This window comes from Sphingobacterium composti, from assembly GCF_009829075.1.
Classification (GTDB): domain Bacteria; phylum Bacteroidota; class Bacteroidia; order Sphingobacteriales; family Sphingobacteriaceae; genus Sphingobacterium; species Sphingobacterium composti.
In genome coordinates, this window is record NZ_WUQZ01000011.1 from 56,565 (window position 1) to 69,617 (window position 13,053).

The 13,053-nt window shown below is 35.0% G+C and carries 12 protein-coding genes; 11 read left to right on the top strand and 1 reads right to left on the bottom strand.

Going from position 1 to position 13,053, the window contains the following annotated elements; translation table 11 throughout:
* The first annotated feature begins 59 nt into the window (after positions 1 to 59).
* From GOQ17_RS09165 to GOQ17_RS09195, 7 genes are all read left to right on the top strand, one after another.
* Complete coding sequence (locus tag GOQ17_RS09165) at positions 60 to 1,316, top strand: HD domain-containing protein (RefSeq protein WP_159637036.1); 1,257 nt, start codon at positions 60 to 62, stop codon at positions 1,314 to 1,316.
* A gap of 34 nt (positions 1,317 to 1,350) precedes the next feature.
* Positions 1,351 to 2,379: a UDP-3-O-(3-hydroxymyristoyl)glucosamine N-acyltransferase gene (lpxD, locus tag GOQ17_RS09170; protein WP_159637037.1), complete on the top strand. Its 1,029-nt coding sequence runs from the start codon at positions 1,351 to 1,353 to the stop codon at positions 2,377 to 2,379.
* A gap of 24 nt (positions 2,380 to 2,403) precedes the next feature.
* Complete coding sequence (locus tag GOQ17_RS09175; protein WP_201288594.1) at positions 2,404 to 3,795, top strand: bifunctional UDP-3-O-[3-hydroxymyristoyl] N-acetylglucosamine deacetylase/3-hydroxyacyl-ACP dehydratase; 1,392 nt, start codon at positions 2,404 to 2,406, stop codon at positions 3,793 to 3,795.
* 10 nt (positions 3,796 to 3,805) lie between these two features.
* On the top strand, positions 3,806 to 4,600 hold the full coding sequence (gene lpxA / locus GOQ17_RS09180) for an acyl-ACP--UDP-N-acetylglucosamine O-acyltransferase (protein ID WP_159637039.1): 795 nt from the start codon (positions 3,806 to 3,808) through the stop codon (positions 4,598 to 4,600).
* A gap of 21 nt (positions 4,601 to 4,621) precedes the next feature.
* Positions 4,622 to 5,242: an ABC transporter ATP-binding protein gene (locus GOQ17_RS09185; RefSeq protein WP_159637040.1), complete on the top strand. Its 621-nt coding sequence runs from the start codon at positions 4,622 to 4,624 to the stop codon at positions 5,240 to 5,242.
* 67 nt (positions 5,243 to 5,309) lie between these two features.
* A complete protein-coding gene (gene efp / locus GOQ17_RS09190; protein WP_159637041.1) occupies positions 5,310 to 5,870 on the top strand; it encodes an elongation factor P in 561 nt (186 codons plus the stop codon).
* An 88-nt stretch (positions 5,871 to 5,958) separates the two neighbouring features.
* Entirely contained in the window at positions 5,959 to 6,543 is a 585-nt protein-coding gene (locus GOQ17_RS09195) for a 5-formyltetrahydrofolate cyclo-ligase (protein ID WP_159637042.1), read from the top strand.
* A 48-nt stretch (positions 6,544 to 6,591) separates the two neighbouring features.
* Here the strand turns inward: GOQ17_RS09195 and gluP are convergent, their stop codons facing one another.
* Entirely contained in the window at positions 6,592 to 7,902 is a 1,311-nt protein-coding gene (gene gluP / locus GOQ17_RS09200; protein ID WP_159637043.1) for a glucose/galactose MFS transporter, read from the bottom strand.
* Positions 7,903 to 8,287: 385 nt separating this feature from the next.
* Here gluP and GOQ17_RS09205 point away from each other — a divergent pair, with 385 nt between their 5' ends.
* The 4 genes from GOQ17_RS09205 to GOQ17_RS09220 all read left to right on the top strand — a co-directional run bounded on the left by GOQ17_RS09205 (position 8,288) and on the right by GOQ17_RS09220 (position 13,029).
* The gene (locus tag GOQ17_RS09205; protein WP_159637045.1) at positions 8,288 to 9,313 is read left to right on the top strand and encodes a LacI family DNA-binding transcriptional regulator; all 1,026 of its coding nucleotides are present in this window, start codon (positions 8,288 to 8,290) and stop codon (positions 9,311 to 9,313) included.
* A 185-nt stretch (positions 9,314 to 9,498) separates the two neighbouring features.
* On the top strand, positions 9,499 to 10,437 hold the full coding sequence (rbsK, locus tag GOQ17_RS09210) for a ribokinase (RefSeq protein ID WP_159637046.1): 939 nt from the start codon (positions 9,499 to 9,501) through the stop codon (positions 10,435 to 10,437).
* Positions 10,438 to 10,448: 11 nt separating this feature from the next.
* A complete protein-coding gene (locus GOQ17_RS09215) occupies positions 10,449 to 11,453 on the top strand; it encodes a GRP family sugar transporter (protein ID WP_159637047.1) in 1,005 nt (334 codons plus the stop codon).
* Positions 11,454 to 11,496: 43 nt separating this feature from the next.
* Entirely contained in the window at positions 11,497 to 13,029 is a 1,533-nt protein-coding gene (locus tag GOQ17_RS09220) for an ADP-ribosylglycohydrolase family protein (protein WP_159637048.1), read from the top strand.
* Positions 13,030 to 13,053: the final 24 nt, after the last annotated feature.

A 13,053-nucleotide genomic window follows, 5' to 3' on the forward strand; every position in this document is an offset into this window, starting at 1 on the left:
TTTTCGAAAGAAAACCGTAGCATAAGTAAAGATAACAAACTTCATAAGGTATAAAACTGTTGAATAAGAAAAAAATCATTAATGACCCTGTGTACGGTTTTGTTTCAATCCCGTCTGGTTTTATATTCGATCTCATTCAGCATCCCTATTTTCAGAGACTGCGTTATATCAAGCAGGTGAGTATGACGCATATGGTTTATCCAGGAGCGTTGCATACAAGATTTCAGCATGTGATTGGTGCTATGCATCTAATGCAATTGGCTATTGATACATTGCGCAGTAAAGATGTTATTATTTCTGATGCTGAGGAAGAGGCAGTTTTGGTTGCTATTCTTTTACATGATATAGGTCATGGCCCTTTCAGCCATTCTTTAGAGCATACGTTAATAGAGGGAGTATCTCATGAAGTGATTTCTTCGATGTTAATGGATCGACTGAACGATGAGTTTGGTGGTAGATTATCTTTAGCAATTACGATTTTTAATGATAATTATTCTAGACATTTTTTTCATCAACTAGTATCTGGTCAATTGGATACGGACAGAATGGATTATTTGAATAGAGATAGCTTTTTTACGGGAGTGTCTGAAGGAGTAATTTCCTTTGATCGTATCATAAAGATGCTGACTGTAGTAAATGATGAGCTGGTAGTTGAGGCGAAAGGAATTTATTCAGTTGAAAAATTTTTGATTGCACGACGTCTAATGTATTGGCAGGTTTACTTACACAAGACGGTTATTGGTGCGGAACAAATGCTTATAAAGGCACTCAAAAGAGCCAAGGAATTGAGTAATCTAGGAGTGAAATTGTTTTCTACACCAGCTCTTCAGCATTTTTTACAAAATAGAATAAATGCTGAAAATTTTATTGCAGACGAACAACATTTGATTTGGTTCACAAAATTAGATGATACAGATATCTTATCCGCATTGAAATGTTGGGTGGATCATGAAGATTTTATACTCAGTACGCTTTGTCAAAAAATATTAGATAGGAATCTATTTAGGACAGAATTGCGTTCCACAGCATTTCTTCCAGAGGAAATTGCTGCGTGCAAGGAAAGGATACAGAAATTTTTTAGTGTGAGTGAAGAGGAAGTTGAATATTTTATCTATGAACAAGTGATTTATAATTCTGCGTATAATGCTGACAAAGAGCCTATTCGTATAATTAATAATAAAGGACAATTAGTAGATATTGCTGAAGCGTCAGATTTATCCAATTTGGAGGCATTATCACGTAAGGTGGTGAAATACGCATTGACATATCCGAAAGAAATCGGATTTTTAGAAGAGCGTACGAACGTAAAATTTTAAACTATTTTCAGAAAAAAAGATACATTTGTAATACATGCAATTTACAGCGGAGCAAATAGCGACATTATTAAACGGGACAGTAGAGGGAAATCCAGAAGCTTTGGTATCTCAATTAGCCAAAATTGAAGAGGGTTTTGAGGGAGCATTGTCTTTTTTGTCTAATCGCAAATATGAGCCTTTTTTATACGATACTGCATCAAGTATTGTGATTGTTAATCAGGATTTGATACTACAAAAACCAGTTAAATCAACATTGATTCGTGTGGAAGATGCTTATACATCTTTTTCAGAATTACTAAAAATTTATCATGCATTGCGTGTAGAAAGAGCAGGTCGAGAAGATCATGCTTTTGTACATGAAACAGTACAAATTGGTGAGGGTGGGTATATAGGAGCATTCGCATACATTAGTAGAGACGTTAAAATAGGTAATAACGTAAAGATTTATCCTAGAGTCTATATTGGAGATAATGTTACAATTGGAGATAATTCAATTTTGTTTCCAGGCGTTACTGTATATTATGATTGTATAATTGGAGCAAATGTGACAATTCATTCTGGAGCTGTAATAGGTAGTGATGGATTTGGATTTGCACCACAGTCGGACGGCTCTTATGAAAAAATTCCGCAAATCGGAAATGTAATTCTTGAAGATAATATAGAGATCGGTGCTAATACCGTAATTGATAGAGCAACTTTGGGATCGACGGTGATACATCAAGGTGTAAAATTGGATAATCTTATTCAGATTGCGCACAATGTAGAGATTGGTTCTAATACAGTTATTGCTGCTCAAACTGGTGTGTCAGGAAGTGCAAAGGTTGGTAAACAGGTTGTTTTAGGTGGCCAAGTAGGTGTAGTAGGGCACATTAGTATTGCAGATGGAACACAAGTTCAAGCGCAGTCTGGTATTAATCGTAGTATAACAGAGGCGTTCAAAAAATGGGGTGGGACTCCTTTTGCTCCATATACGAGTCAATTGCGTTCGCAGGTAGTATACACGAGATTACCAGAGTTGGAAAAGCGTGTGGCTGAATTAGAAAAACTTTTGAAAGACAAATAAACTATTTACCATAATATGGATGAAATGAACACAAAGCAAAGGACAATAAAATCTGAGGTTTCAATTTCAGGAATCGGTTTGCACACAGGTAAATCGGTAACCTTAACCTTAAGACCAGCTCCCGAGAATCATTGGTTCAAATTTAGACGTGTTGATCTTGATGGTCAACCCCTAGTAACGGTTGATGCGGATAACGTAACAGATACTTCAAGAGGAACTACCATATCAGAAAATGGGGCTTCTGTAAGTACTATAGAACATTTGATGGCAGCATTAATAGGCTTACAAGTGGATAATGTGCTTATTGATTTAGATGGACCTGAGGTTCCTATCTTGGATGGAAGCTCTAGTATTTTCATTGAGAAATTAACAGAAGTAGGATTTGCTGATCAAGAAGCAGATCGTGATTTCTACGAGATCAAAGAAAATATTCATTATTCCGAACCTGATCGTAAAGTTGAGATCGTAGGTATGCCTTTGGACGGATACCGCTTGACTTGTATGATTGATTTCAATTCTCCAGTATTAGGGAGTCAACATGCGTCTATAAGTAGTATTGATGAATTCGAGAAAGAGATTTCTTCTTCACGTACTTTCTGTTTCTTACACGAGCTAGAAGCTTTGGTAAATAATAATTTGATCAAAGGTGGCGATTTGTCTAATGCTATCGTTATAGTTGATAAAGAAGTTTCTACAGAAGAGTTAGACAAGCTTCAAGATTTATTCAATAAGCGTGTGACTGTTGCTGACGAAGGAATATTAGACAATATACAGTTGAGACACCAAAATGAGCCTGCGCGTCATAAGCTTTTGGATATGATTGGTGATTTGGCATTGGTTGGTCGTCCTATCAAAGGTCATATTATGGCTGCAAGACCTGGTCATGCTGCTAACGTAGCCTTTGCTAAGCGTATTAAAAATCAATTTAAGAGAGATAAAAATAAGAAGAAAATAAATACGTACGATATCCACGCAAAACCTGTGTATGATACTGTACAAATAATGAAAATCCTTCCTCATCGTCAACCTTTTTTGATGGTAGACAAGATTTTGGAATTGTCTCAAACACATGTTGTAGGCTTAAAGAATGTGACTATGAATGAAGATTTGTTCATGGGACATTTTCCTGGAGCGCCTGTATTTCCTGGGGTATTGCAGATTGAGGCAATGGCACAGACGGGGGGTATTTTGGTTTTAAATACTGTTCCTGATCCAGAGAATTGGTTGACATTGTTCTTAAAAATTGAAAATGCAAGATTTAAAAATCAGGTGCAACCTGGAGATACTATTATATTCAGTTGCGAATTGTTAGAACCAATTCGTAGAGGTATAGCTCGTATGAAAGGTGTGGGTATGGTAGGAGAGAAAATAGTGAGCGAAGCTGAATTAATGGCTCAAATTGTCAAAGTGAAATAATCAACATATAATGATACAACCTTTATCGTATATACATCCTGAGGCAAAAATTGCCGAGAATGTCGTGATTGAGCCATTTAGCACGATACACAAGGATGTGGTAATTGGCGAGGGTACGTGGATAGGGTCAAATGTGACCATTATGAACGGCGCTCGCATCGGAAAGAACTGTCGTATCTTTCCTGGCGCGGTAATCTCAGGTGAGCCTCAAGATTTGAAATTTGAGGGCGAGGTTACGACAGCCGAAATAGGAGATAATACAACAATACGTGAATGTGTCACAATCAATAGAGGTACTAAAGATAGATACAAAACTGTTATTGGGAAAAATTGCTTGATACAAGCGTATAGCCATATTGCGCATGATTGTATCATCGGTGATCATTGTGTTTTTTCTAACTCAAGTACATTAGCTGGTCACATCACAGTTGGCGATCACGTGGTATTAGCAGGATTAGTTGCGGTGCATCAATTTTGTAAAATTGGATCACATTCATTCGTGACAGGTGGTACATTAGTCCGTAAAGATGTACCTCCATTCATCAAAGCAGCACGTGAGCCGATTTCTTATGCTGGAATCAATTCTGTAGGTCTTCGTCGTAGAGGATATTCTTCAGAGCAAATTTCGGAGATACAAAATATATATCGCGTACTTTTTGTTCAGAATAGAAATTTGGCTAAAGCCTTGGATATCGTTGAAGCTGAGTTTGAAGCGACAGAAATTAGAGACGAGATCTTAGGTTTTGTTCGTAGTTCAAATCGTGGCGTAGTTCGCGGTTTCAATACTGGAAAAATTGGCGTTTAATTTTTTAAAGAAGGAATATTATTGAATATAACTTTACATAATATCGGGAGAAGGTTTAATCAAGAATGGATTTTTAAAGGTATTGACTATACCTTCTCTTCAAATAAATCATATGCCATATTAGGACCAAATGGATCAGGTAAATCGACACTTATCAAAGTGTTGACTGGCCAATTAACACCTAGTGAAGGGAAGATTATATTTACAGATAATTCCAACACCATTGATGTCGAAAACATCTATCAATACCTTTCTATTGCAGCACCTTACATTGAATTGATCGAGGAATTTACACTTAATGAATTACTCGATTTTCATTTCAAATACAAAAAACCGCTTGCAGATTTTCAAAATAGTCAAATCATTGAATTATTAGGTATGGAAAAATCTGCAAATAAGGGTTTAAAGTTTTTTTCTTCTGGAATGAAACAACGAGTTAAATTAGCTTTGGCATGTTGTAGTGATTCTAAAATATTATTTCTGGACGAACCTACCTCAAATCTTGATACTTCTGGCGAAAGTTGGTACTTAGAATTGCTTAAAAAAACATTTATCTCCGAGAGATTACTCATAATCGGTTCTAATCAAGAAAAGGAGTATGGTTTTTGTGACGAAAAATTTTCTATAACCTCTTATAAGTAATTCTTCAGTTTTTTTAAGCGCTTTGTTTTTTCTATTTTTGCATTTGTAAACAATAATATAAATCAAAATGGCTAAAGCTTCAGATGTAAAATCAGGAAATGTTTTACGTTTCAATGGTGAATTAGTAACTGTTGAAGAATATATACACCGTACACCAGGTAACTTACGTGCTTTTTATCAAGCGAGAATGCGTAATGTTAAGACTGGTAAATTAGTAGAATATAGATTTCGTGTAGACGAGGCGGTAGAGATTGCACGCGTAGAGACAAATGATTACCAATATTTGTATGAAGATGGTGATTTTTTTGTTGTAATGGACAATGACTCTTACGAACAATTTAATATTCCAAAATTTTTATTTGGAAATTCGGCACGCTTTTTGAAAGAAGGTATGAACGTGGTTGTAGCGTTTGAAAGTGATGAACCAATTATGGCTCATGCACCTAAAAATGTGGAATTAGAGATTACGTATACAGAGCCAGCAGTGAAAGGTGATACATCTACAAACGCATTGAAAAAAGCAACTGTTGAGACAGGCGTTGAAATCAATGTTCCGTTATTTATCAATCAAGGTGATAAGGTAAAAGTAGATACAACGTCTGGTGATTATATCGAACGTGTAAAATAATACATATAAAGAATTAGGTTTAGGTTGATTATTTCGGTCTTGTTAGTACTCAAACTACAAGGCCGTTTTTTATTTAGCATCATTAGAAATGACCAAATCTGAATTGCGGAAGATTTTTAGGGAAAAACGTAATCGTCTATCCATTGAGGAACAACGGTTATTAAACGAAAACTTATTAGAACAGTTCAAAACAATTGATTGGTCTAATTATTCTTATGTGCATGTATATTTACCCCTTACAAAGTTTAATGAGCCCGATACTTCCAATTTGTTAAATTGGCTTCGTCAATATCATCCTCATTTAAAGCTGGTCATCTCCAAATCTAACTTTGATACAGGCGAACTACTTCATTATGAACTTAAAGCTGAAACAAAATTAGTAGAAAACAACTACGGTATTTTAGAGCCGATGAATGGGGTGTTAGTAGATGAAAAGTTGTTAGATGTTGTTCTTGTACCATTGTTAGTGGTAGATTGTTTTGGTAATCGAATAGGATATGGAAAAGGTTTTTATGATCGGTTTTTATTGAAATGTAGAAAAGATGTTAAGTCATACGGTGTAAGTTTTTTTGAACCTGTTGAGCTTATAAGCGATGTTGGAGAATGGGATGTACGGTTGACTAATCTTATTACACCTGAGAGATTATATTCTTTTAATAAAAAGCAGCCTTAGAATCAAAAATCTAAGGCTGCTTTTTATTAATATAGTGTTACAAAGTAATTATGCTTTTTTACCAACTTTGTGACCTTTTGTAGCGAAATATAAGATGTATAAATATGGTGGAACCATTGCTACTAGGAATGCGATTTGGAAATTCATACCGACAGTATCCTTTAAGAATCCATATAGCAAAGGCCAAATAGCACCACCCGCAATACCCATTACCATAATAGCTGAACCAGTTTTTGTGAATCTACCTAGCCCTTTGATTCCAAGAGGGAAAATAGCTGGCCACAATAAAGCATTAGCAACACCTAACAAAGCCAAGGCGATATACGAAGTTAATCCGGTAGTAAATACAGAGAATATTGTTAAACCAATACCAACAAATGTACAGATACGTAAAGCATATTGTTGGGATACATATTTAGGAATGGTGGCAATACCAATAAAATAACCTAAAAGCATACACGAAAGTGTAAATGCAGTACCGTATTTGACAAAAAACTCAGGCAATGCTAATTGTTGTCCGTAAGTACCAATGATATCACCAGCCATAACTTCTACTGCTACAGTTGCAAAAATGGCTAATGAACCTAAGAACAAATGAGGGAAATCAAATACGCTTTTCTTTTTATCTGCAGGGCTTGCCGCTAGTTCAGCGTCATCCTCTTTGTCTACATCAACAGGAGGCATTTTTGCTAATTTGATGACCAAAGCAAAGAAGCAAACAACCACTGCTAAAATAATATAAAGTGTGTCAACACGGCTTAACAATGATTCTAGTAACGCATCTTTTTCAGCACCAGCAGGAAGAGTTTGGATTTTTTCTGAAATTTCGGCCGAACCTTTTAATAGGATTCCACCTAAGATAAATGGAACAATAATCCCAGCACCTTTGTTAAATACACCAGCAATTGCGATACGTTGTGCCGCACTATCTATTGGGCCGATAATGCTTAAGTAGGGGTTTACAGCTGTCTGCATTAGAGCCATAGCGGAGCCTTGTACGAATATACCCAACAAAAATAATCCGTAGCTGCTTTGATGAGCTGCTGGAATAAATATTAATGATCCAACTCCCAAAAGAATTAGGCTTAAAATAAGGCCATTTTCAAAACCTGTTTTTTTAATAATCCATGAACTTGGTAAAGCCAAGAAAAAATAAGCAATATAAGACGCAAACAACACAAAAAATGCTTGGAGGTCTGAAGTTAAACTAAATGCTAATTTTACGAAAGGAATCAGCGCACCATTTGCCCATGTAAAAAAACCTAGGATAAAAAATAAAAGACAACAAATTGCCATAGGCAAAAAGGCCGTTTTTTGTGGCGCGTTACCCAAAGCGCTTGAGGAAGATGTTGAAGACATAAAATTTTTTATTTTACTAAAGTATACTTGAAACTTTTTGTATTGGCATTATGATTATCACGGTTTAAATAGCCCAGTTTCTATTACAAGACTAATAAAATTTAATGGATTTTAGAAAAAAAATATTTCAATCAAACGTTTGTTCTTTTTAAATTTTATAATAAAAGAGAGACTTCGTTGGGCGAAGTCTCTCTAAAAACCTAAACCGTATCATATTACCAAATGAATGGTATTTTAAATGATAACAATGACGACGATAAAAAGGTTTTAACTTTTTTTATTTTTTAAGCACGGTCGTGATGAATTTAGATTATTTGCTATCTTTCGCAGTTCTATATGCATTTTTTTAATAATGTGTGTAGTCATTGGATTATATAATTATTGCATGGATCATCAAGTCACCATTAAAACTATAGCTAGCAAAACCAATTTTTCTTTAACTACCGTTTCTCGGGTTCTAAATGGTACTTCTGAAAAATATAGAATATCAAAAAGCACCCAGGATATCATTCTTAAAGAGGCAGCATTGCAGGGATATATACCTAATATGGCTGCTAAAACTTTGCGAAACAATAAAAGTTATACGATTGGTTTGATAGTGCCAAGTCTTAATAATCCATTCTTTTCAAAAGTTGCAAGTACATTAACAAAAATTTTATTTAAGCATGGATTTGTGGTGGTGATAAGTGATTGTGACAACAATGAGAAAGAAGAAGAACGTATACTAAAAACACTTTTGTCACATAATTTGTCAGGGTTAATTGCTATTCCTATCGGTGTAAAGAAAAATTATGAAATACTTAAATCACTTCATATAAATACTGTTTTTATAGATCGCTTCTTTGATGATTTTGAATATTTCTCTGTATCTACAGATCATTATAATTCAACGACCTTATTGATGGAACATTTAATTGAAATGGGACATGAGAAAATTGCTTGTATACAAGGAGATTTAAATGCCATTTCGAATCAACTTCGTGTAAAAGGGTATGAAAAAGCAATTAAGAAGCACTCTCTAATATATAATTATGTAGCCGGAAGTAGTTTTACTACCGAAAAAGGTTATGAGGAGATGAAACTTCTTATAAATCAAAAAGATCGACCTACAGCAGTTATAGCTTTGAGTGATACAATTTTGTTAGGCATGTTAAAAGCTATAAAAGAAGAGAATCTACGTATTCCTGAAGATATATCTGTAGTATCTATTGATAATTCATCATATTTGGACTACTTGCAAGTGCCTATAACTTCCATTGATCAGCCAGTTCTAGAGATCGCAGATTTCGCAGCTAATCTTATAATAGATATTCTTGATGGGAAAATCGTTTACAACTCTAATTCTACAGACAAGAACATTACGATTGAATCACAAATAATAAAAAGATCATCTGTTAAAAAAATTGAATAGTCATTTTTAATGAATTTTATATTAAATTTTTGACATGACACGGGAGAATACTCTGTGACATATTTTAAAATGTAACAATTTAATAGCTTTTGTTTTTAAAAATATTTTTTTATTTTGGTGTATTAGAAAATATTTTTAATTTGCGACAACGTTATCGTTAAGGTTTTTATTATAATTAAACCAATATGCCTAATAATCGAAATATAATAGTTGTCGGAAGTATCAATACGGATATGATTGTTTCTACTGATAGGTTTCCTAATCCTGGTGAAACAGTATTAGCACATCAGTTTAATATGGTTTTGGGAGGAAAGGGCGCAAATCAAGCTGTTTCTGCCGCAAGATTAGGAGCACATGTTACATTAGCTGCACGCGTTGGAAATGATGTGTTTGGGAGTAAAGCTATTGAAACTCTAAAAGCTGAGCAAATCGACGTTTCCATGATTTCTATTGACGAAAAATTTGCATCAGGAGTAGCGTTAATTAGCGTAGATAGTAAGGCAGAGAATACTATTGTAGTCTCTCCAGGGGCAAATAATAATTTGCTTTTTGATGAAATGAATTCTTTTGAGAATATTATCAATGAGAATAGTATTGCTGTTTTTCAATTGGAGATTCCAGTTGATACAATTATAAAAGTTTGTGAATTTGCAAAGGCAAAAGGCGCAAAGGTAATATTAAACCCCGCTCCAGCGCGCGAATTACCTCCTTCATTATTAGCTAATGTAGATATTATCACCCCTAACCAAACTGAAGCCAAATTATTATCCGGAATAACGGTTGTTAATGAAGAGTCTGCTTTAGACGCAGCAAGAATAATTCATCAGTTAGGGCCACAAATAGTTATTATTACTATGGGGGCAGCAGGGTCTTTTATCTATACAGGTTCAGAGTCGGTCTTAGTTCCATCATATGTAGTAAATGCAACCGATACTACTGCAGCTGGTGATGTTTATAATGGTGCATTAGCGGTATCCTTGTCTCAAGATAAAAGTATTTTTGAGGCTGTGGAATACGCTACAGCAGCAGCAGCCATTTCGGTAACGCGATTTGGAGCTCAAGATTCAGCACCAACAAATGAAGAAGTTTCAAGGTTTTTATCAATAAATAAATGTAAAAATTAAGATTTTTTATTATGTATATCGTTGAAAGTTATAGTTTTGCGGTTTTTTTATGTTTTATCACCATGTTGTGTTGGGGATCATGGGGTAATACGCAGAAAATGTCTTCTGGAAGTTGGCGTTTTGAGCTGTTTTATTGGGATTATGTACTAGGGATGTTGTTATTCTCTCTGATATCTGCATTTACTTTGGGATCATATGGTGAAGAAGGACGGTCTTTCTTAGTAGATTTGAAACAAGCAGAATCTAACAACCTTCTATCTGCAATATTGGGAGGTATAGTGTTTAATGCCGGGAATATTCTTTTGTCTGCCTCGATTTCTATTGCTGGAATGTCAGTAGCATTTCCTGTGGGCGTAGGTATTGCACTAGTATTAGGGGTGATAATAAACTATTTGGGTGCTCAACAAGGTGATCCTATATGGCTCTGTCTAGGGGTATTATTTGTAGTAGTTGCGATAGTAATAAATGCTATAGTGTATCGTAAAAAATCACAAAATGTTTCCGACAAGGGTAGCAAAAAGGGAATTTATTTAGCTGTATTTGCGGGTATTTTGATGGCTTTTTTCTATAGATTTATAGCGGCATCAATGGATTTGGAAAATCTTAATTCACCCGAAGTGGGCAAAATGACTCCTTATACAGCATTTTTTGTGTTCACTATTGGTGTATTGATCTCAAACTTGCTATTCAACACATTATTAATTTATAAGCCATTTGTAGGCAATCCGAGTAGTTATAAGGCGTATTTTTCAGGATCTTTCAAAAACCATATTACAGGTGTTTTAGGAGGAATGATATGGGGATGCGGAAATGCCTTGAATCTTATTGCTGCAGGTAAAGCTGGGGCTGCTATTTCGTATGGTTTAGGGCAGGGTGCGACACTAGTTGCGGCTTTATGGGGTGTTTTTATTTGGAAAGAATTTAAAACCATCCAACCTGCTGTTAATGGAAAATTAGCGCTAATGTTTTTCTTCTTTCTACTGGGTATTACCTTAATTATAATCGCAGGCACTTAGTTGAAGAGTACAGTAATACCTATTTTTAAACAACATTTACATTATGAAAAGGATATTTTTTTTGCTGATAATATTTTTAAATGCATTTCACTCCGTATCGATTGCTAAAGATAAGCCTTCCAAAGTACTAACGAAAGATCAATTGCTTGATAAAATAAAAGGTGGATGGGCAGGACAAACGATTGGGACTACTTATGGATGGACGACAGAGTTTATGTATGCAGGAACCTACATCCAAGATTATAAAACTTTGCCTTGGCATGATGATTACATCAATGTAGCTATGGCTTCTTTCCCTGGTTTATACGATGACGTATATATGGATTTGATGTTTGTCGACGTATTTGAGAAAAAGGGATTGAATGCAAGTTTAAAAGATTTTGGTGAAGCATTTGCAAAGACAGAATTTCAATTATGGCATGCCAATCAAGCAGGAAGATATAATGTGCAGAATGGTATAGCCCCAGAATTGGCGGGACACTGGTTAAATAATCCTCATGCGGATGATATTGATTTTCAGATTGAGGCAGATTTTGCAGGATTAATGAGTCCTGGCATGCCGAAAGTAGCTACTCAAATCTCTAATAAAGTTGGCAAGCTTGTAAATTCTGGAGACGGTTTGTACGGAGGAATTTTTGTGGCAAATATGTATAGCAATGCTTTTGTAACTAAAGATATAAAATACATCATTGAGCAGTCATTGCTTGCTATTCCGCATGAAAGTGAATTTTACCAAGTTATTAAAGATGTTATAAAATGGCACAAAAAATACCCAAAAGATTGGAAGCAAACTTGGTTTGAGGTTCAACGTAAGTGGTCTGAAGAGGTCGGCTGCCCTTCTTTGGTGTTTCATCCGCTAAATATTGATGCTAAAGTAAACGCAGCATATGTTGTTATGGGGTTATTATATGGAGAGGGAGATTTTACGAAAACTGCGGAAATTTCTACACGTGCAGGACAAGACTCTGATTGTAATCCAGCGACAGCTTTAGGAGTGTTGGGAACAATATATGGTTATTCAAATATTCCAGCATATTGGAAAACACCGCTAGTGAAAGCAGAAGATAAAAAATTCAGTCATACTGATTATTCTTTATTGGATGTTTATAGCGTGAGTAATAAGCAAGCTTTAGAAAATCTTATAGCGCATGGCGCTAAAATAGAAGGTGATAATATTATTCTTCCAAAATATGAAACGGAACTTGTTCCTTTTGAAAAAAACTTTAAAGATCATTACCCAACTGAAAGAGTTAAACTTCATAGAACGGTGCGTGATGAATATGAATTTGAATTTGATGGGGTAGGTTTTGTTTTGACGGGTATTGTTCAAGATCCTAACAAAAATAAGGATGATGTATTATCAGCGGAATTATATGTAGATGGCAAACTTGTAGAGGTAGCCAAATTTCCTTCAGAGGAGAGCAAGACTCGCGCGGATTTATTTTGGAAATACCAATTAGAAAAAGGTAAACATACCGTTAAGATCAAAATTAATAAAGCGCAAGAAGGGCAGCAGTTGTTTCTTGTTGATTACTTGATTTATGATAACAAAAAGAATCAAGGAATTAGATTTTAATGCATAAATTTTATAAAATAACAT